Here is a 19,855-nt window from a genome sequence, read left to right as displayed (position 1 = left end):
TCAGGAGATACAGTGACACGATGCGCCGCCAGGCGGGTCGGCCACCGCAGGCTCCGACGACCGTAGCCAGCACTCATGCCAGCAGCCAGCAGCGTCCGGACGATGATGTCCGGACAGCCGGCCGCCCCGCCGCGCCGGATTCCAGGGCGGACTGCCGACTGGATTCCCGGCTATTGCTGATCACCGTGACGTGCATGATGCTGCCGCTGATGGTCACGCTGGACACCACGGTCGTCAATGTGGCGCAGCGGACGTTCATCGACGAGTTCTCGTCGACCCAGGCCGTGGTGGCCTGGGCATCGACCGGCTATACCTTGGCGCTGGCGGCGGTGATCCCGCTGACCGGCTGGTTGGCCAATCGGCTGGGCACCAAGCGGCTCCTGATGGCCTCGGTGCTGATGTTCACCGCGGGATCGTTGCTGTGCGCGCTGGCGTCGAATATCGCACTGCTGGTGGCCTTTCGGGCGGTGCAGGGTTTCGGCGGCGGGATGCTGTTGCCGCTGCAGCTGATCATCCTGGCGCGCGCGGCGGGTCCGTCACGATTGGGCCGGGTGATGACGATCAGCATGATCACCGTCTTGCTGGCCCCCATCGTCGGACCCATTCTCGGCGGCTGGCTGATCGACTCGTTCGGCTGGCAGTGGATCTTCCTGATCAACCTCCCGATCGGAGTGGTGACCCTGGTTCTGGCGGGATTGACGCTGCCCCAAGATGATTCGCTGCCCGCGGAGTCGCTGGACGTCGTCGGCATGGCGCTGCTGTCACCGGGGCTGGTGCTGCTGCTCTACGGGGTGTCGCAGTTGCCCGGGCGCGGCACCTTCGCCGACCCGTATGTCTGGGCACCGGCCACCATCGGTGTGCTGCTGATCGGCGCTTTCGCCCGCCACGCGCTGCGCCGGACCGACTGTGCGCTGATCGATCTGCGGCTGCTCAAGAATCGGTCGGTCGCGGCCGCCAACGCGACCCGGTTCCTGTTCGCCATCACCTTTTTCGGCAGTTGCCTGCTGTTTCCGGCGTACTTCCAGCAGGTGCTCGGCAAAACCCCGATGCAGTCGGGGCTGCTGCTCATCCCGCAGACCGTGGCCGCCGCCACGGTGATGCCGATCGTCGGACGGCTGATGGAAACCCGGGGACCGCGCAACGTGGTGTTGGTCGGCATAGCGGTGACCGTCGTGGGCATGGGCATGTTTGTCTACGCCATCCGCCACCAGGGCATCGACCTCACCGTGCTGCTGGGGGGGCTCGGCCTTTTCGGCCTGGGCACCGCCTGTTTGATGGTTCCGGTGACCTGGGCGGCCGTGCACACGCTCAATTCCAGCGAAGTAGCCCATGGCTCGACGCTGTTCAACGTCAACCACAACGTCGCCGCGTCCGTCGGCACGGCCTTGATGTCGGTGATCCTCACCAGCAGCTTCAACGGAAGCGCCGCCATCGCCGCGGCCAGACAAGCCGATTCGATCCGGGAACACGCGGCCCGGCGTGGCTTTTCCGCCGACCTGTCCGGGCTGCCGTCACAGGTGCGCGCCCCCGACTTCGCCGAGCACCTCGCCGACGACCTGGCGCTCTCCTACACCGGGGTGTTCGGGGTCGCCATGGTCTTGACCGCGATGATCGCTATTCCGGCGTCGTTTCTGCCGAAACGGGCCACACCCCGGGTGCGGCTGATGGAGGCGGATTCGTAGCACCCGCCCGCGGTGTCGGGTCAGTTGCCTTCGGTAGCCGGGCTCGCATCCTTGGCGCCCATCTTCAGGATTGCCGCGGCCAACGGGTAGTCGGCGCCTTCGCGTTGCTCGATATAGCGGCGAACACGCTCGTTGCCGAACAGCGCGACACCGGCCTGCTCCATATATTGGCGCATCTCGTCGACGTCGAGCAGGATCAGCTCGTCCTCGCCGCGCCAGCCGAATGCGATCTGCAGCACCCGCGGCGACAGATCGAAGTACTCGCCGACCGCGATGAGCTCGGCAAAGTCGGGGAAGTCGTCGGCCTCCTTGCGCCGGGAGTAGGTGGCTTTGGGCAATTTGAGCGCGGAACCGATCTCGCTGTCCGGAACGTCGCGGTTGAGTAGCCACTCCAGCACGCGGCCAAGGTCCTTACCTGCTCGGTTAAGTCTTGGCATCCCACCAACGTAGTGTCGGTTCCGGCAAGCGTCAACTCTGACACGCTATTGGAACCTGACCGGCCCGCACGCACTTGGTGATCTTTTTTTGGGAGACTATTCCATTTTTGAAACTGATGGCGTAAAGTACCTCACGTGAGGTGCTGAGACGGCACGGAGGCCCGTCACACGAAACGAGATCCTCACTGGACCAGATCGGGGTTAACGCCATGGCACACAGCGCAGCGACCAAGAACCACGCCTTACCGTCACAGCGGCGCCGCACCGCCGGGCTGTCTCGTTGGGCCATCGTCGTCATAGCCGGAGCAGCCCTGCTGGCCTCCGCGCCAGCGGTTGCCGACGTCGCCGACGTCGCCGAAACCGGACCGTCCTACCAGCTGGGCTACACCAAGGCGGTCCAGGATGGCCGTTTCACGGTCAGCAGAATGCGCGCCATGGGCTTTCCGGACGACGCGATCGTCATCTCGAGCCAGGTGCACAAGGTCTGCACCAGGGAACTGGCCTCGGTGCAGGCCGTCGCCGGGGTCAATGGCGCCGACTTCCTGCGTGGCTGCGCTGGCGGACTGCAAAGCCTGGTCGATGCCGGGATGGCCTCCTGACGCCCGCGCCCGCCGCCCGCGGATCTCGGCACCGGTGACCCGGCCACCCTGGCCAGAATGAAAATTCCGACAATCAATCCGCACAACCCTTACGATGCCGACGTGGCCACACCAGAGGATCTCGACGGCGTGCTGGCAAATCTGAAAGCACGTGTCGCGGCGGTGGAGAAATCGCAGGCCGATTACCGCTCGATGGTCGAGGCCATCAAGGCCTTCGGCGAAACGCAGCAACCGCTCGCCGACGTGCTTCGGGGTTACGCCAGTGAGATGAGAGCCACCGCCGACGACTCCAACCAACGCATCCGTTCGCTGGAAACATCCTTGGCCGAGATCAAGAATCTCCTCATCCAGGCGCTCGAGCGCTGACCCGTCGGCCGCGCGCTGACGTCACGCGTTGTCGAGCCTGCGGGCCAAGAAGTCCAGGACAGCGCCGGCGAAGATGTCGTTGCGGTCACCGGCCACCATGTGCCCCGCGCCGCGCACGTCGGTGAACTCCACCTGCGGGAAGCGGGACAGAAATTCGTCCGCGCGCTCCTGACTGACCAGGTCACTCATCTGGCCACGAATGAGCAGCATGGGCACTCCACCGCGCAGGATCGCCGCGACGGCGGCGTACAGGCGGTCGGCCTCGGTGACCTCGATCGGGGGAAACGCCGCGGTCCCGCTGATGAATTGCGGGTCCCAGTGCCAATACCAGCGATCGCCGCGGCGGCGCAGGTTGGTGGTCAGACCTTCCAGATCGGACGGTCGTGGGCGATGCGGGTTGTACTCGGCGATCATGTCAGCAACTTCGTCGAGTGAAACGAACCCCGATTCCACCCGGTTGGCCATGAAAGCGTGCACCCGATTCGCCCCGGAGGGGTCCATGTTCGGCACGATGTCCACCAGCACCACCGCGCTGGCGATGCCCGGCGCGAGCTCGCCGGCCAGCAGCATCGCGGTGAACCCACCCAGCGAAGCACCTACCAGGACTGGGTACGGGGGCAGGCCGTGCAGCAGCTCCTGGACGTCGCGGGCGAAGCTCACGACGCGGTAGTCGCCTTCGCTGGACCAGTCCGATTCGCCGTGGCCCCGCAAGTCGACGGTGACGGCTTGCCAACCCCGTTCGGCCACCGCGGCAGCCGCCCGCCCCCAAGAGCGACGGGTCTGCCCGCCGCCGTGCAGGAACACCACGGCGCGCGCCCGCGGATCACCCAATCGGTCGGCGACGATGCGGACCCCGCCCGGCCCCTGGATCGAGAACGATTCCGGTGCAGTCGTCATCACCTGATGTTAAGGCCAAGCTACGGGTCAGCCGGTCGTGTTGCCGCCCTCCCTGCGCCAAAGTCCGAACAACCGCCGGGCAGCCCGCCCGACGCGGGTTCGCGCGCCGCGTTGCGTAGCCCACGATCATCTTTTCGCGCAGCACCCGGGATCTCGGGCATGGGCGAAAAGCTGTGCGGCGATCTCCCTTTCGCCCAGCTTCGGGTCGGCCAGACACCATGCGACGAGCACCCCTCCGCGGCGGTGATCAGCTGTCCTCCGCCGAAAGTGCAACCACGGCGGCATCTCCCGGCGTGTCCTCGCTGCCAGTACACAGTCGACGCAGGTGGTGCTCACCCGGCACGCTATTGGGAACTGCTCATCCCGGATCGGTCAGCTGACCGGTCGCACCACCATCATGCGATTGAACTCGAGGGGTTCATCCATGAACGGCTCGTGTCCTGAGTCGTCAAACCACACAACGGTTTTCGATGGCGCGCGCAAGACCTCGAAGTAGGCCATGCTGGTTTCCGGCGGCACCCAGTGATCATGGCGGCCGAGAAAGAAGAACACCGGCATCTGCAACTCGGGAGCGAGCTGCAGCAAATCAAGTGTCGACACCTGGTCCCACATCACGTCCATCGAAAACCGGAAGCCACGGAATTGGTTGATCACATCAAGGATCTATGCTTCGGTCCCAGCGAGAGAAATTCGACCGAACTTCCACAACACTCGTGGCCTCAACTGGCCGCCGAAGCGCTGTAGCCAGGTGCGCTGCTTGAACACGCTTGCGGCGGGATACGGCGGCGGGCCGAGCGCTTGCAGCTCCTTGAGGGCCTTGCGGTGGTGGCGACGGTGCGCCTCGGCTAACGCAAAGGCATACGACGCCGACTCGGCGGCTTGCCAATTGCCGATCTGCCCGCTGCCGACGTAGGCAGCGACCTTGTGCGGGAATCGAGCGGCATAGAGTACCCCGAGGACCGAGCCCCAGGAGTGCCCGAAGATGATGACCTTACTTGCGCCGGTCCGGGCGCGTACCACGTCAACAAGGTCATCCAGGTCCGCGACGAACTGATCGACCGTCATCGACGATGGGTCAATAGCGCGCTCGAAGGACTGGCCCGCTCCGCGCTGGTCCCAGTAGACGGCCGTAAAGCTTTTCTGCAGATCGGCGTTGAAGTGGCGGAACAAACGAGTTCCGCTGAAGCCCGGCCCTCCGTGCAAGTAGATGAGCACTGGATTGCCCAGGTTCTGCCCGCGGATGATGACCCACTGCTCGATCCCGCCCAAGCGCTGATAGCCCAGTTCGGCGATGCTTCCCAGCACGACTTGGCCCGAGGGAGCGCGAAATGGTGGGGTACGCCGACGCGGAATCACTTAGTCAACTCGCAATCAACGGAATCGATCTTGACATGCTTTAACCTGCTGAAGTCGGCGCGCGTGTTTGCAGCTCAACGGGTTTCCATAGCTGAGACGCGCTCTGGCTAATCTAAGCCCCGGGATGCGGCTCAATCAGCCGACTCCAGACATTGAGGGGTGCGCGATGGCATTCGAACAGCCGACACCGGTGACCCAGCTGACGCTGGAACTCCGGCTCGCCACGATGATGACGGGCGGGGTCAGTCTCACGGTCTGGATGGCCGGCGTCGCGCGCGAGCTCAACCTGCTGGCGCAAGCCTCACAATGGCGAAGGGCGGGCGGGAGCTTCCCGACGAACAGCCGGCTCACCACCGAGTCGACGGCATCCCTGCGGCTTTACGCCCAACTCATCGACCTGCTCGACATGATCGTCGACGTCGACATCCTGTCTGGGACAAGCGGGGGCGCCATCAACGCGGCGTTGCTTGCGTCGTCGCGCATCTCGGGCGCTGACCTCGGCGGGCTGCGGGACCTGTGGCTCGATCTCGGGTCCCTGACCGACCTATTGCGAGACCCGCGGGACGAGTTCACGCCGTCCCTGCTGTACGGCGACGAGCGGCTGTTCGCCACCTTGGCGACGGAGCTGCCCAGACTCGAGATCGGTCCGTTCCCGCCGCCGGAGTTTCCCGGCGGCATCCGCATCCCATCCACCACCCTGTACGTGACGACCACGCTGCTGTCCGGAGAGGCGAGCAGCTTCACCGATTCGTTCGGCACTCGCGTCCAATACGTCAACCGCCGTGGTCTGTTCACCTTCACCGAGGCGGACCTGACGGAGCCGGGCATCGCCGCGGCTCTGGCGCTGGCGGCGCGCAGCTCGGCCTCGTTTCCCCTCGCGTTCGAGCCCTCCTTTGTGCCCTTCATGAAGGGAACCCCTGCGCAGGGCACCATCCCGGCGCGACCGCCGATGGCGCCCTACGCCAATATCACCCGCCCGCACTGGGTCGCCGACGGCAGCCTGCTCGACAACCGGCCCATTGACGTGCTGCTCAAACGCATCTGCGACCGTCCCGCCCGGCGTCCGGTGCGCCGGGTGCTGCTGTTCGTCGTCCCGTCGTCCGGACCCCCACCGAACCTGATGCAACAAGCGGCGGCGGACAGCGCCGACGAGCGGCTCGGGCTGCTCGCCAGTCTGCTGCGGGATCTGGGCGCGATCACCACCCAGTCGATCGCGACCGACCTGCGAGCGATTCGCGGGCATCAGGACCGCACGGCGGCCCGGATCGACGCCAAGTTGCGCCTGGCGGAGCTGGCCGCGACGCTGCCGCAAGGCTCTCGGCTGCTGACACCGCCGCTACTGACCGACTACCAGGCACGCGAGGCACAAAAACATGCGCGCCAGCTGACCGATGCGCTGTTCCGCCAGCTCGGCAGCTGGCTACCGGCGTCGAGCACCGCAACCGAACGGGTTCCCAAGAATTGGGAACCCGAACTGGCGGCGGTCGACACCGAGAAGGCGTGCCGCCAACACATCACCGAGGCGCTACTGAGTTGTTGGTCGCAACCGCCACACCAGCCGCTGCCCGAGAGCACCGCCGACCTCGCCCGGTATGGCCAGCCGGCATACGAGCTTGCGAAAGGCAGCGCGCTCGCCGTCGCCCAGGCGGCATACCGCCTGGCGAAGTCGGACGCCGATATCGCCGAATTGGCAGCGCTCACCGCCGCTATCCATGCCGCCGGCCCGTCGCCCACCGCAGTCGACCTGGGTGGTCTGGTGCGCGCGATATGCGAGAACACGTCCATCCGCGAAGGGTCGCTCAAGGATGCGGCCGCCTTGATCGCCGACGGCTATCTCCAACAGTTGGCGGTGCAACAGGACGCCTGGGACCGGCTCGGCGACGCATTGGTCAACGGCTACGACACGCTGAAGCGGTTGTGCGCCAACGCCGCAGCTGCCGTCGGCGCCGATCGAGGTGCGTTGCTGTCACATGATCGCGTTGGTCCCAGTGCGTTCGATGCCTACCTGGACTACCTGGGGGCCGGGGACGACTCCACCGCGATAGCGACGAAATTGTTCGACCTGGCCGCGACACAGCGGGCCATGCTGCCGGCAGACTCGGGCATCGAGCAGCCGGTGGAGCTCGTGCAGGTCAGTGCCGATACCCGCAGTCTGCTCGCGCCCGACTGCCGCAGTGCCCAGCAGAAGCTCACCGGTATGCAGTTCCATCAGTTCGGCGCCTTCTACAAGCGGTCCTGGCGAGTCAATGACTGGATGTGGGGACGGCTCGACGGAGCCGGCTGGCTCGTCCATGTGCTGCTGAACCCACGACGTGTGCACTGGATCGCGCAGACCCGGGTCGGCACGCCCGGACCCGAGAGCCGGGCGCAGTGGTTCTGCGCCAACTCAAAGCCTTGGGCGCACCTGAGTTTCCGCGTTCGGGCTACCGGCTGCCGACCTTTGGTGGCGGTCCTGAGCAGCTGCTGACCGAAACCATGGTGCTCGACGAGCTGGCATTTCTGGACGACCCGACGATGCCGTTGCCGACGAGCATTCCGCTGACCGCGCTGTGGCTGGCGCAGGCGTGGCACCAGCGAATCCTCGACGAGGAGCTGGACACACTGGCCACCACGGTGATCGACCCGCAGCCGGGTCAGCGGCCGGATTGGAGCCCGACAACGTCGCGGACCTGGGCCAAGAAAGTGTTGGCCGCAACCCCGGGGGACGCCAAATACGCTCTCTTGAACGAGAATCCGGTCGCGGGTGAAACGTTTGCCAGCGACAAGCGATCACCGCTGATGGCGCAAACCCTCGCGAAGGCCGTCGCGACCGCATCCGCGGCGGCAGGCTCGATTCGGTCGCTTCCCAGCGCTTTCAAACCATCCGTGGTTACCCTACGAACCCTGGCGCTCGGTGGATACCGGGTCGTGTCGTTGGCCAAAGGCATTGCCCGGACCACGATCATGGTCGGCGCGATGCTGCTGATCCTCGGTGTTGTCACCGCGATTCAATCGGCAACGGTGCTCGGCGTCACCGGCCTGATCATGGCCGGAACCGGTAGCTATCTGATCGTCCTGGGAACATGGCAGTTCTCCAGCAGGTCGCTTTTTGCGCTGCTCTCGGTCACGCTGGCCGGCGCGGTGCTTTCGTTGGCAACGCCCGTCGCACGCAGCTGGCTGTTCGGCGACGCGGACCATCCCGGCCTGCTGGGCGCCAATATCTACTGGCTCGGCGAACAGTGGTGGCGGCCGCTGATCGCCGTGGGCGCGGTCGCGCTGGGCGTCACGGTCATCGCGGCCGCCAAGCCCGGACGCCGGTGAAAGCACGTCATAGCGCACGGATCCCGTTGTAGAGCACCATCACTCCGATCAAAACCAACACCACCGCGAGCATTGCGGCGTGGTTCTTCGCCATCCAATCTTTGAGCCGGGTCAGCGGCTCGTCGAGGCGATCACCGGCAGTCAGGTAACCCACTATCGGGAAGGCGACCGTACTCCCGGCGAGGGCGACGAAGATCGCGGCGCATATCCACTTACCGGCAACGCCGAGCGCACCGGTGCCGATAGCCAATCCGCCCGCCAGGCAAATGATCAGCACCTCGGGTCGCAGCACCACCAGCACCGCCGCGGTAATGCCGGCGCGCCGCGGAGTAATCGTCGAGAACGACCGCATCCAGCGCGGCGATTCGGCGTGCCCATGGCGGGTCAGCCAACGGTAACCGCCGAACAGGATCAGCGCTGAACCAAGGACCACCCGCACCCAGGACGCCCAGGCCGGCGGCGTCCGGTGCAGGCCGCCGAGCAGGCCGGACCCCGCGATGAAGATCGCGGTCACCGCCGCCAGCCCCAGCAGCCAGCCGACCAGGAATGCCAGGCCCGTCGGCCGCGGCCGCGGCGCGTGCAGCACCAGGACCGCCGGGATGACCGTCAACGGCGAAACCGCGATCACGAGCGCGAGCGGAACCAGACTGGCCAGCACCGCACCCCAATTAGCTGTCACGGCCTGCAATCTTCGCATCGACCGGCCACCCCACCGCACCCCGGGGGTTCGATCTCCCAGCGATTCGCCTTGACGAGCGATGACCCGGTCTATGATCCGGCGTTGTGAGGGACGCGTATCCCGAACATGGGCCCGCGTCGCCGCCACGGTATCTCGTTGCGATCCTGATGTTCGTCGTGCCGATGAGCCAGATACCGCTGGACCTGTACACCCCCGCGCTGCCACAGATGGCCGTCGATCTGCGCGCCTCGCCGACGGTGATGCAACACACCGTGGCGGCCTACTTGCTTGGGATGAGTTTGGCGCTCGTCCCCGTCGGAGTCATCGCGGACGCCCGGGGCCGCAAACCGGTCCTGCTGACCTGCCTGGGCATCGTTGTCGCCACCAGCGTGCTGTGCGCGGTAGCCGGCAGCGTGCCGGTGCTTCTCGCGGCGCGCTTCGTCGAGGGCGCGGCCGCGTCCGCCTGCATGGTGGTGCCCTACGCCATTGCCGCGGATTGCTTCCGCGGCCGGCGATTGACGTCGGTGTCGGGACTGCTCGGCGTCGCGTGGGGGTTGGCGCCGGTGCTGGCGCCCGCGGCGGGCGGGGTGCTGGTCGAGTTTCTCGACTGGCGGCTGGTGTTCGCTTCGATCGCGGCGTTGGCCGCGCTCGCCGCGGTGGTCGTGGTGCTATTTTTGCCCGAAACGCTTGCGCGGCAGAAGCGTTCACCGATCCACCCGAGGGCGACCGTCCGGGTAATGGCCGCCGCGCTGCGGCATCGGGTGTTCACCAGCTTCGTGCTGGTTTTCGGCCTGATGGCCTCGGCGCAGCTTGCGTTCGGGGTGGCCGGACCCTTCCTTTACCAGCAGAACCTGGGTTTCTCGCCGGCGGCCTACGGGTTGATGGCACTGATCGTCGGGGTGGCCAATCTGTGCGGCGAACTGGCCTGCGGCATTCTGGCGGTTCGCCTCTCGGCGCGCCGGCTGGCCATGGGCGCACTGACGGTCTTCGGCATCGGCAGCTCGATACTGGTCGGATCGGGACTGCTGATCGGAAACGACGCATGGGCACTCACGATCGGCTCCAGTCTGGCCTTGGCCGGGTGCGGGGTGCTCTGCCCGCAGATGTACGGCCTGGCGATGGGCCTTTTCGCCCGCAATCTCGGCTTGATCGGCGGTCTGGTGAGCGGCATCGGCTATCTCGTGGTCAGCGCCGCCATGGCCGCTGTCGGCGCATTCCATGAACGCACCCAGACACCGCTGGGGCTGTTGTACGTGGCATGTGGCACAACAGCATTCGTGTTGCTCACCTGGGCCATGGCCAGGTACGGACGAGTCCGGCAACCGGCACATTGACGACGGCGGGTGCCCGGCCATCCGGCCGGGCCGACGGTCATCAGCACCATGGGTGCGGCGCCGTAGAAGTGGGCCAGCTGCGGATTGCGGGCGTGCGTGCGGGCCACCGTGGGATGGCGCAACCAGTGCCCGCCGACCAGGACGATCAGCACGACCAGCAGGACCGCGCGATCACCCAGACCGCTTCGGCAAAGGCGCGCAACCTCGGCAGGTGGACTGGCAGGGTGGCCCCGGCAATGGCCACGATTCCGGTGCCCATGACCGAGGCGAACCAGGTGGGCCCGATATTGCCGAGCACTTCCACGCGCGTGAGCGCCGACGAAGCATCCGCCGGGCTTGCGGTGGCCATAGCTGAGCAACACTACCGGCGCGGCAGCCTTGACGATGATCCGGCAGGCCGGAGCGCCCTGTGCCACCGCGGGAAAAGCCGGCGGCGTATCGCCAGCGCACCTCGCCGAGCGACCGCGGCTGCGACGCGTGTCACGTATCGGCCCGGTTACCCGCTTCGACCTGCGGCGACTGCCGTCGGCGCAGGTGCCGTGCAACTCGCGGCGCGGCACCCTGTCGCGGCCGTTGGGTAGCATGCAAGCCCTGTCAGGAGGCGGATTGTGGATACGTTGTTCGGGCGCTACCAGCTGATCGAGGTGATCGGCGAGGGAGCCATGGGCAAGGTTTATCGTGCCCATGACACCAAGATGCGTCGCGAGGTTGCCATCAAGGTGCTGGCGCCGGAGCTGGCCACCGAGCCGGGATACCGGGAACGGTTCCGCCGCGAGGCCTATGGTGTCGCCCAATTGAACGAACCGCACGTCATCCCGATTCACGAGGCCGACGAAATCGACGGCCAGCTCTATCTGGTGATGCCGGTCGTCGACGGCACCGATGTGCAGGCCCTGCTCAACCGTGACGGTCACCTGACCCCCGAGCTGACCGTCACGATCGTCGAGCAGGTGGCGGTGGCGCTCGCCGCCCACGAACAGGGATTGGTGCACCGCGACGTCAAGCCGTCCAATCTGTTGATCACCGCCGACGAGTTCGTCTACCTGATCGATTTCGGGATAGCCCGCGGCGAAGCCGCACCGAAATTGACCTACACCGGCTCGATCCTGGGCACCTGGGGCTACATGGCGCCGGAGCGTTTCACCGACGGGACCAACGATGCCTGCGTCGACATCTACGCGCTGGCGTGTGTGCTCTACGAGTGCCTCACCGGTCAGTTGCCGTTTCCGGGTGAAACGCTCGAGCAGCAGTTCACCGGGCACACGACACAGGACCCGCCGCGGCCCACCGACGTCAAGCCCGACCTGCCGGCCGGGTTCGACGAGGTGATCGCCCGGGGATTGGCCAAGGACTCCGACCAGCGTTACCCAACCGCCCGGGAGCCGGCCGCCGCGGCTCGCCAGGTGCTCGACGACGCATCCGAGTTCGGCCCGTGCGACGCGGCGCGCACCCCGAATGGCGACGCCCCCACCCCGGCGGGATCGCAGCCGACCGACGTGACACCCGACAACAACGGGACCGCCGAGAGGCCACCCCGATCGGAGACGGCCGCACCACCGCCCTCGCAGGCCGCCCCGGCATGGCACCGGCGCAGGCCCTGGCAACTCGGCGGCGCGGCCGCTGCCCTGGTCATCGCCGTCGTCGCGGTCGGCGCGATTGCGGGAAACCCGACGGTCCATACCGTCTCGCAAGCTGCGGAACCATCCGAGCCGCTCCGGCCAGCACCGGTCGTGCTGCCGTTCACCGGGCTCAACGGCCCCACCCCGGTCGCGGTGGGCCCCGGTGGCGCCGTCTACGTCGGCGACTACTACAACAATCGGGTGGTGCAGCTGGCGTCCGGTTCGTTCGCCGAGACCGAGCTGCCGTTCACCGGACTCAACCGCCCCCAATCCCTGGCGGTGGACAGCACTGGCACCGTGTACGTCTCCGACGCCCGTGGCGAGGTGCTCACCCTGCCCGCCGGCGCCACCAGCCAGTCGAAGCTGGCCGACACCGGCGCCGAGGATTCCGCGGGTCTGGCGGTCGATACCGCCGGCAACGTCTACGTCGTCGACACGCCTAACAACCGGGTGCTGAAATTGTCCGGCGGTGACGGCCCCCAGACCGTGCTGCCGTTCACCGGCCTGAAAGCTCCCGCCGGCGTGGCGGTCGACAGCTCGGGCGCGGTGTATGTCTGCGACGCCTACAACAACCGGGTGCTCGAACTGCCCGCCGGAGCGAGCACTCAGATCATCCTTCCGTTCACCGAGCTCGTCTTCCCCACGGCCGTCGCGGTAGACCAGACCGGTGCCGTCTACGTCAGCGACTCTCCCAAGAACCAGATCCTGAAATTGCCGGCGGGAGCCGGCTCCCAAACCGTGCTACCGCTCAGCGGGCTCAACCATCCCGAAGGCGTCGCGGTAGATGCAGCCGGAAACTTCTACGTGACCGACAGCAACAACAACCGGGTGCTCAAACTAGCCGCACGCTAACCGATAGGTCTGGATTTCGGTTGCCCGATGCGGGCCAAGACGCTCCGCGAGCCGCATACACTGCCTGCAGTAATGCTTTCTTCGCAGACGAGGTTCGCATTGAGAAGAGTCCCACTTGGGGTGTGGTTCTCGGTCGTGCTACTGATCGCCGCGCTAGCCATGCCGATCAAGCAACGGTGCGGGACACCGAGCCGCAGCTGCGCCAGCACGCTGGACGCAAACGGCAACGTCCACTACTACTACGAGGTCGAACCACTGGGAGTATTCATCCTGGAAATGATCACCGGCTCCAACATCCGCTGGTATTACACGTCGGGCGAGGAAATCTCGTGATATCAAGGCGCACAACGGGTTTGGCTAACTCCGGCAGACTTGCGACGCATACTGCACGGTGGTGGTGGACGGCGTGTTGAACTGGGAGTCGACGGTGAGCTCGGGAACCACCGGCTGATTTTCGACGCCGAGCCGCTTCAGTTCGAGGTTGATCTGCATGGTGTCGGGCGTGATCCTGCGGGCATTGGTGTCCCGGTCGGGCCGCATCGACGCATCGGTGCTGGCGGGGCCCTGCGTGCGGATGATGGCAAGGTCGTCGGTGTCCTGTTCCGGGCCGAGCTCGACGAACTTCTGGCCGTTGTTGGCGACACTGTACGTCAGGACGTAACCCACGAAGCCGGACGAGTGGTTACCCGCCGGCGACTGCGGCAACGGCTGGGCGAATCGAACCACCAGCTGCAACACCCCGCTTCGGGGATGGCCGACGTCTACGGACGCCACGGTGAGGTTGTCGGGCGGCTTCGGTCCGTCCTGCAGCTGGCAGTTGAGCCGCTTCGGCAGCCGTGCCCAGTCGTCGCGGGGTGATTTCACCCAGAACGCGAATCCGATTCCGACCGACATCAGCACCAAGGCGATGGGAAGTAGCAGCCGCAGTGCCGCCGGCATCCCTGACCAGCCCCGGCGCACCCCGTTGGCAAGGGCCCGAAACGGTGAGCGTGCCGTCGAGCGGTCCGCCCGGCAATGCTTGGTCCAGTGCTGACCGTCCCAATATCGCTGTCCGCCCGAACCGTCGGGATTGAAATACCATCCTGCCGGCGGTGAAGTCGGCACGGTCACGCTCCATTCAACGTCGGGGTCGGTGAGGGCTCGGCCGGGCACGTCGGATCACGGCGGTGAGTCCAACGACTCCGGGGGCGGATCGAGCATTTGGACGTGGTCGCCTTGCCACTGAAACCCGACGGTGGTCAGCGTGCCGTCATCGCAGGCGTCACAGCTTTGTCTGCTCCGGTAAGTGAGGACGACCAGGTCGTCGGTGGAGGCCGGGACCTCCAATTCGGTGAACGGATACGCCACCGGGGTGGCAGTGCCGACGAACGCCCCGCGGTGAAACATCAGCGCCTGGTCCGGTGAGCTGCGGGTGGCATCCACCACCGTCACCACCACCGCCGACAAGTCCGCGCACGGATCGTAGTCGCTGAACTGCGGGGTGTGATTCCATGGTTTGCCGGTCTTCTTGTCCGGGGGGAGTTGGGCGAGTGCCGCGGACACCGCGGTTGCCTCATCCGGCCCGCACGGGCCCGCGGGCGTGGTGGACGTCGTAGTCGGCGGATTCGACGGGGCGGTCGTGGGCGCCGCCGTTGGACCGGCGCCGGGCCGCGGCTTGCCCGAGAACACCACGACCGCCACGATGCCGAGCGCTACGACGGCTAGGACGGCTACCGCCACCAGCCAGCTGACGCGTCCGGACCGGGCCGGCCCCGCCGGTCGAGTCGGTGGAGTCGGTGGAGTCGTATCGACATCGTCGGATGGCTCGTAGGCCGGCGGGGGCCAGTTAGGGTCGATATCGCCCGATGCCATGTTCGTGCCCGACACCCCTCCCTGTTGGGCGGCAGACGCCTCCCCGGTACTTCCGAGCTTGGCGAATTGTAGCCAGAAGGTGCAGGTAGGGGAAATGAACTGGCCGCGGAGTAGCCGCTGCTCAGCGGGTGAGTCTGCCCACATCCGCGCATCTGGAGTGGGGGCTGCGCAGCAATCTGCCGCATACTAGACGGCATGCAGCAAACGACGTCCCGGCAAACCGCCGACCCGGCGCCGGCCGGTGAACCGGTGACGGGTCGAGGCTTGTGATGGGTCGTTCGGGCGGACGTCACCGCCGTCGCGCTGTCCGTAAGCCGTCGCCGCTGCGCCGACGGCTGTCGCGAAGCTTCATGACCCTGGTCTCCGTGGTGGCCCTGGGCATGACCGGGGCCGGATATTGGGTGGCTCACGGCGCGCTGAGTGGCATCACCATTTCCCAGGCCCTGACCGCCGAGGACCCGCGGTCCACCGGCAACAACATGAACATCCTGCTGATCGGGCTGGACTCCCGCAAAGACCAGGAGGGCAACGACCTGCCGTGGTCGATCCTCAAACACCTGCACGCCGGTGATTCCGACCAGGGGGGCTACAACACCAACACCCTGATCCTCGTGCACGTCGGCGCCGACGGAAAGGTTGTCGCCTTCTCGATCCCCCGTGACGACTGGGTGCCCTTCACCGGCGTTCCGGGCTACAACCACATCAAGATCAAGGAAGCGTACGGGCTCACCAAGCAGTACGTCGCTCAGCAGTTGGCCAACCAAGGGGTGAGCTCCCAGCGAGAGCTGGAGACCCGGGGCCGCGAGGCCGGCCGGGCGGCGACCCTGCGTGCGGTCCGCAGCCTCACCGGCGTTCCGATCGATTACTTCGCCGAGGTCAATCTGGCCGGTTTCTACGATCTGGCCGAGACGCTGGGCGGTGTCGAGGTGTGTTTGAACCACGCCGTATACGACTCGTATTCCGGCGCCGACTTTCTCGCCGGACGCCAGCGACTCGACGCGGCCCAGGCGCTGGCGTTCGTGCGGCAGCGTCACGGTCTGGACAACGGGGACCTGGACCGGACCCATCGGCAGCAGGCATTTCTGTCGTCGGTGATGCACGATCTGCAGGATTCGGGCACCTTCACCAATCTGGACCGCCTCGACAGCCTGATGACCGTGGCCCGTAAAGACGTCGTGTTGTCGGCCGGCTGGGATGAGGATCTGTTCCGCCGCATGGGCGAACTGGCGGGCGGGAACGTCGAGTTCCGGACCCTGCCTGTGGTGCGCTATGACAACATCGACGGCCAGGACGTCAACATCATCGACCCGGCCGCGATCAAGGCCGAGGTAGCCGCGGCGATCGGCACCGGTGCCCCGGCGGCGACAACCACGACCCCCGCCGCGAAACCGGACCCGTCCACCGTCGTCGACGTGGTCAATGCGGGCAGCATCAGTGGGATGGCCAGCCAGGTGTCCAGCGCGCTGCGAAAACGCGGCTACACCGCCGGCCAGGTCCGGGACCGCCAAGCCGGCGATCCCTCGACCAGCACGATCAAATACGGCACCGGCGCCCAAACCGACGCGCAGAATCTGGCCAGCCTGCTCGGCGTCGACACGTTGAAAGCGGACCCCAGCTTGGCGCCGGGACACATCCAGCTGACCGTGGATACCGACTTCGCGATGCCGGCCCTCGACGAATCTCAGGAAACGAGCACGACCACCACATCGACCGGGACATCGACCGGGAACAAGCCCAACACCTATTACAGTGGCGGCACCCTGACCACGTATCCGACGCCCGATCACGGAAAACCGATCGATGGCGGCGGAGTTCCCTGTGTGAATTAAGGCGCGCAACGCGCGCAGCGTGAATTAAGGCGCGCAACGCGCGCAGCGTGAATTAGCTAGGCGTGGGTTCCGCCGTCGATGCGGATTTCGGTGCCGGTGATGAACGCACCGTCCTGCGACACCAGCATGGCGATGACGCCGGCGACCACCGACGGATCGGCCATTCCGGCGCCGCTGGATTTCTCGGTGGTGGGCAGAACCGGCATCAGCCGGGTAAACAGCGACCAGTCGGCGTCTTGCGGAAGGTAACCGCCGGTGGCATCGGTGATGCCGGACTTGATGCTGCCGGGCGCCACGCACACCGCACGCAGACCCGCCTTCGCGTATTCGACCGCCAGGGAATGGGTGAAGGCCTGGACACCGCCCTTGCTCGCCGCGTAGGCCGCCATGTACGGATGGGCGAACGATGCCGAGGTGGAGCTGAAGTTCACGATCGTGCTGCGCTGGTTGGCCAGCAGCGCCGGCAGGGCTTCCCGGACCACCAGGAAGGTGCCGGTGAGGTTGACCGCGATGATCTGATTCCACTGCTCGGTGCCGGTCTGGTGAGTGTGCGCGGCGCGCAACATACCTGCGGCGTTGACCAGTGAGTCCAGACCACCGAGGGTGTCGACGGCCCGGCGCACGCCGTTGGCCACCGACCGCTCGTCGGCGACGTTCATCTCCCCGATGGTGAACCGGTGGCCGGTCCCGGCCTCGGCGGCGCGGTCCGCTGTCGTGGCCAATCCGTCGGCCGCGATGTCGGCGCCCACCACCGCGGCCCCCTCGCCCAGCAGCCGCAGTGCGGTGGCCTGACCGATCCCGGAGGCGGCGCCGGTCACCAAGATCCGCTGGCCTTCGAGTCGCTTCATGGTTTCAGACCACTCCGCGTAACCCGTCGCGGCCGAACACCGGTTCCAGCATCGCCGAGAAGTCCGGGCCCCGTCGCAACATGTGGCCGCCGTCGACGTTGATCACCTGCCCGGTGATAAAACCAGCAGCGTCGCTGAGCAGAAACATCGCGAGGTTGGCGACGTCCTCGACCTCGCCGACCCGCGGCAGCGGCGTGCAGATTGCGTAGTCGCGACTCAGCTCCGGCGATTCGATGACCGGCGCGACGAGTTCGGTGCGGATCAGGCCCGGGCGGATGCTGTTGACCCGCACCCAGGATGGACCGAGCTCATCGGCCGCTAACTGCATCAGATGGTCGACGGCGGACTTGGTGACCCCGTAGGCGCCGAACCAGCGGTGGGTGTTGCTGGCCGCGATCGAAGAGATGCCGACGAAGGACCCGCCACCGCCGCGCACCATCTCCCGCGCGGCATGTTTAAGGACGTACATGGTGCCGTTGACGTTGAGGTCGACGGTGCGACGCCAGGCCGCCGAGTCGATCTGGGAGATCGGCCCGATGGTCTCCGACCCGCCCGCGCAGTGCACCACGCCGTGCAGCTGCCCGTGCCATGCTGTTACCGCGTGGACCGCCCGGGCGGTCTCCTCCTCGTTGGTGACGTCCGCGGGCTCGTAGCGGATGGAACCGCCGCGGGCTTTCAGCGCTTCAAGTTCTTGCACGGCGCCGGCCAGCCGGTCGGGGTTGCGGCCCACGATCATGACCGAGGCTCCGGCCGCCACCAGACCGGCGGCCACCCCCTTGCCGATTCCGCTGCCGCCGCCGGTGACCAGGTAGGTCCGGTCCTGAAAGGAAAGCTGCATTCGAGTCCCTTACGGTGAAGCTGAAACAGGTTCTCGTCATCGAACCATGCGGCTGTCGTCGCGGGCATCAGTCCCCGGTGTCTGCGATAACTTTCACAGCTGCCACACCGGTTTCTTTGCGCAGGTGGGTGGCAATCTGCCCAGCTACTAGCGACACATCGGGTGGCGGGCCGTCGCGACCGAAGGTGTCGCTATTAGGTGGGCAGAAGGGACACCTCTCCCTTTCCGGGTACAGGTGTGACGGATGTGACTGGATCGCGGCGCTACGGCGTATCCCGGCGGGCCGCCTTGGTCGGCTTGGCCGTCCGCCAGTCTTCGACGTCGGGCGGCAGGCCGACCGGGTATCTGTTCTGGTTGTGGGCGGCCCAGTGCGCGTGTCCCAGCTCGTGGACGTGCAACGCATGCCGCAGCGCCTCGGTGAAGCCCATGGCGTCGGAGGCGGCGTTGACCGAGTCCTTGACCAGCAACGCCGCCATGGTGGGGCGTTCGGCGATGCGCCGCGCGAACTCCAAGGTCTTTTCCTCCAGCTCGGCAGCCGGAAAGACCTTCGACACCATGCCGAGCCGGTATGCCTCGTCGGCGTCCAGCGAATCACCGGTCAGCAACAGCTCTTTGGCCTTGCGCGGACCGAATTCCCAAGGGTGAGCGTAATATTCGACGCCCGGCATACCCAGTCTTACCGCCACCACGTCGCTGAACTTGGCATTGTCGGCGGCGACGATCAGATCGCAGGCCCAGATCAACATCAGGCCCGCCGAGATCGCGTTGCCCTGAACCTGAGCGATGGTGATCTTGCGCAAATCGCGCCAGCGGCAGGTGTTCTGGAAATAGAAGTGCCACTCTTGCAGGTATAGCTTTTCGATGACCGCATCGCGGGTGGCGCCGTGGGAGCGGAAGGTCGGATGCTGCGCCGGTCCGGGCTTTCGCTCCAGCATCGCCTCCTCGGACCCGAGATCGTGCCCGGCGGAGAAGTTCTTTCCCCGTGCGGCCAGGATCACCACCCGAACGGTGTCGTCTGCTTCGGCGCGGCAGAACGCCTCGTCGAGCTGAACCAGCAGGGTTCGATTCTGCGCGTTGTGGGCCTCCGGCCGGTTGAGCCAAATCCGCGCGATGCGCCCATCGTCGAGGGTTTCGTAGTTCACCAGCTCGGCGGGCCTGGTGCCGTCAGCTGCGGTGCCGGCTTGGGTACTGGCTCTGTCCGAGAGTGTCATTGCGCCCACCTGTCTTGCCTCGGGTATCGATCTTTACAGATTACGGCGACTCTGTAAGCAGAGGGCCGCAGGGGTTGTCGCGGACCGGCACTCGGTCAATTCTGAATCACCGCGCTACCCGCTTCGGACGGAGTAGCGTAAGGCCACTGACCCGACT

At 66.4% G+C, this 19,855-nt stretch carries 19 protein-coding genes and 2 pseudogenes; 9 read left to right on the top strand and 12 right to left on the bottom strand.

All coding sequences use genetic code 11. The features are described from left to right. Positions 1-20: 20 nt before the first annotated feature. Positions 21-1,682: a DHA2 family efflux MFS transporter permease subunit gene (locus CDN38_RS16855; protein ID WP_075510097.1), complete on the top strand. Its 1,662-nt coding sequence runs from the start codon at positions 21-23 to the stop codon at positions 1,680-1,682. A 20-nt stretch (positions 1,683-1,702) separates the two neighbouring features. Here CDN38_RS16855 and CDN38_RS16850 read toward each other — a convergent pair whose 3' ends face one another. Then, positions 1,703-2,119, bottom strand: coding sequence for a hypothetical protein (locus tag CDN38_RS16850; RefSeq protein ID WP_233026911.1), 417 nt, complete (start codon positions 2,117-2,119; stop codon positions 1,703-1,705). 209 nt (positions 2,120-2,328) lie between these two features. On the opposite strand from CDN38_RS16850, the gene CDN38_RS16845 reads away from it, so the two are divergent. Together CDN38_RS16845 and CDN38_RS16840 are read left to right on the top strand one after the other, a co-directional pair. Beyond that, the gene (locus CDN38_RS16845) at positions 2,329-2,718 is read left to right on the top strand and encodes a hypothetical protein (protein WP_075510098.1); all 390 of its coding nucleotides are present in this window, start codon (positions 2,329-2,331) and stop codon (positions 2,716-2,718) included. 102 nt (positions 2,719-2,820) lie between these two features. Continuing rightward, on the top strand, positions 2,821-3,084 hold the full coding sequence (locus CDN38_RS16840; protein ID WP_075510260.1) for a hypothetical protein: 264 nt from the start codon (positions 2,821-2,823) through the stop codon (positions 3,082-3,084). A gap of 21 nt (positions 3,085-3,105) precedes the next feature. On the opposite strand, the gene CDN38_RS16835 is transcribed toward CDN38_RS16840, so the two are convergent. The 4 genes and pseudogenes from CDN38_RS16835 to CDN38_RS30045 all read right to left on the bottom strand — a co-directional run bounded on the left by CDN38_RS16835 (position 3,106) and on the right by CDN38_RS30045 (position 5,250). Beyond that, positions 3,106-3,981, bottom strand: a complete 876-nt coding sequence (locus tag CDN38_RS16835; RefSeq protein ID WP_180276342.1) for an alpha/beta fold hydrolase — start codon at positions 3,979-3,981, stop codon at positions 3,106-3,108. Positions 3,982-4,102: 121 nt separating this feature from the next. Then, positions 4,103-4,215 (bottom strand): annotated as a pseudogene (locus tag CDN38_RS33055) (IS982 family transposase); the annotation flags it as partial. A gap of 138 nt (positions 4,216-4,353) precedes the next feature. Continuing rightward, positions 4,354-4,593: an alpha/beta fold hydrolase gene (locus CDN38_RS30050; protein WP_201258261.1), complete on the bottom strand. Its 240-nt coding sequence runs from the start codon at positions 4,591-4,593 to the stop codon at positions 4,354-4,356. A gap of 51 nt (positions 4,594-4,644) precedes the next feature. Further along, positions 4,645-5,250: an alpha/beta fold hydrolase gene (locus CDN38_RS30045; protein WP_204903245.1), complete on the bottom strand. Its 606-nt coding sequence runs from the start codon at positions 5,248-5,250 to the stop codon at positions 4,645-4,647. A 253-nt stretch (positions 5,251-5,503) separates the two neighbouring features. Here CDN38_RS30045 and CDN38_RS16825 point away from each other — a divergent pair, with 253 nt between their 5' ends. Both CDN38_RS16825 and CDN38_RS30945 read left to right on the top strand, forming a co-directional pair. After that, entirely contained in the window at positions 5,504-7,804 is a 2,301-nt protein-coding gene (locus tag CDN38_RS16825) for a patatin-like protein (protein WP_233026910.1), read from the top strand. Next, a complete protein-coding gene (locus CDN38_RS30945) occupies positions 7,732-8,637 on the top strand; it encodes a hypothetical protein (protein ID WP_233026909.1) in 906 nt (301 codons plus the stop codon). Before CDN38_RS16825 ends, CDN38_RS30945 begins: the two co-directional genes overlap by 73 nt. Positions 8,638-8,644: 7 nt before the next feature. Here CDN38_RS30945 and CDN38_RS16820 read toward each other — a convergent pair whose 3' ends face one another. After that, a complete protein-coding gene (locus CDN38_RS16820; RefSeq protein ID WP_075510099.1) occupies positions 8,645-9,334 on the bottom strand; it encodes a GAP family protein in 690 nt (229 codons plus the stop codon). Positions 9,335-9,420: 86 nt separating this feature from the next. Here CDN38_RS16820 and CDN38_RS16815 point away from each other — a divergent pair, with 86 nt between their 5' ends. Beyond that, positions 9,421-10,650 (top strand): multidrug effflux MFS transporter, encoded by a 1,230-nt coding sequence (locus CDN38_RS16815; protein ID WP_233026908.1) that lies wholly within the window; start codon positions 9,421-9,423, stop codon positions 10,648-10,650. Between the two features lie 29 nt (positions 10,651-10,679). Here the strand turns inward: CDN38_RS16815 and CDN38_RS16810 are convergent. Further along, positions 10,680-10,999 (bottom strand): annotated as a pseudogene (locus CDN38_RS16810) (SLAC1 family transporter); the annotation flags it as partial. A 259-nt stretch (positions 11,000-11,258) separates the two neighbouring features. Between CDN38_RS16810 and CDN38_RS16805 the strand changes: the two are divergent. Then, positions 11,259-13,121 (top strand): serine/threonine-protein kinase PknD, encoded by a 1,863-nt coding sequence (locus tag CDN38_RS16805; RefSeq protein ID WP_082277049.1) that lies wholly within the window; start codon positions 11,259-11,261, stop codon positions 13,119-13,121. A gap of 72 nt (positions 13,122-13,193) precedes the next feature. Beyond that, positions 13,194-13,454: a hypothetical protein gene (locus tag CDN38_RS16800; RefSeq protein WP_180276341.1), complete on the top strand. Its 261-nt coding sequence runs from the start codon at positions 13,194-13,196 to the stop codon at positions 13,452-13,454. Between the two features lie 24 nt (positions 13,455-13,478). On the opposite strand, the gene CDN38_RS16795 is transcribed toward CDN38_RS16800, so the two are convergent. Both CDN38_RS16795 and CDN38_RS16790 read right to left on the bottom strand, forming a co-directional pair. Continuing rightward, positions 13,479-14,225, bottom strand: a complete 747-nt coding sequence (locus tag CDN38_RS16795) for a DUF2510 domain-containing protein (protein ID WP_075510262.1) — start codon at positions 14,223-14,225, stop codon at positions 13,479-13,481. Positions 14,226-14,279: 54 nt separating this feature from the next. Continuing rightward, positions 14,280-14,972 (bottom strand): LppP/LprE family lipoprotein, encoded by a 693-nt coding sequence (locus CDN38_RS16790; RefSeq protein ID WP_075510104.1) that lies wholly within the window; start codon positions 14,970-14,972, stop codon positions 14,280-14,282. Positions 14,973-15,241: 269 nt separating this feature from the next. Between CDN38_RS16790 and CDN38_RS16785 the strand changes: the two genes are divergently transcribed. Further along, complete coding sequence (locus CDN38_RS16785; protein ID WP_075510105.1) at positions 15,242-16,801, top strand: LCP family protein; 1,560 nt, start codon at positions 15,242-15,244, stop codon at positions 16,799-16,801. Positions 16,802-16,857: 56 nt separating this feature from the next. On the opposite strand, the gene CDN38_RS16780 is transcribed toward CDN38_RS16785, so the two are convergent. The 3 genes from CDN38_RS16780 to CDN38_RS16770 form a co-directional block, all read right to left on the bottom strand. Then, a complete protein-coding gene (locus CDN38_RS16780; RefSeq protein ID WP_075510106.1) occupies positions 16,858-17,649 on the bottom strand; it encodes an SDR family NAD(P)-dependent oxidoreductase in 792 nt (263 codons plus the stop codon). Between the two features lie 4 nt (positions 17,650-17,653). Beyond that, positions 17,654-18,487, bottom strand: a complete 834-nt coding sequence (locus CDN38_RS16775) for an SDR family oxidoreductase (RefSeq protein WP_075510107.1) — start codon at positions 18,485-18,487, stop codon at positions 17,654-17,656. 263 nt (positions 18,488-18,750) lie between these two features. Continuing rightward, positions 18,751-19,698: an enoyl-CoA hydratase gene (locus CDN38_RS16770; protein ID WP_075510108.1), complete on the bottom strand. Its 948-nt coding sequence runs from the start codon at positions 19,696-19,698 to the stop codon at positions 18,751-18,753. Positions 19,699-19,855 lie beyond the last annotated feature (157 nt).

Origin of the sequence: Mycobacterium ostraviense, from assembly GCF_002705925.1 — a bacterium.
GTDB classification, from domain to species: Bacteria; Actinomycetota; Actinomycetes; order Mycobacteriales; family Mycobacteriaceae; genus Mycobacterium; species Mycobacterium ostraviense.
The sequence above is the reverse complement of the archived record's forward strand: the minus strand, read 5'-3'. Positions and strand labels throughout refer to the sequence as shown.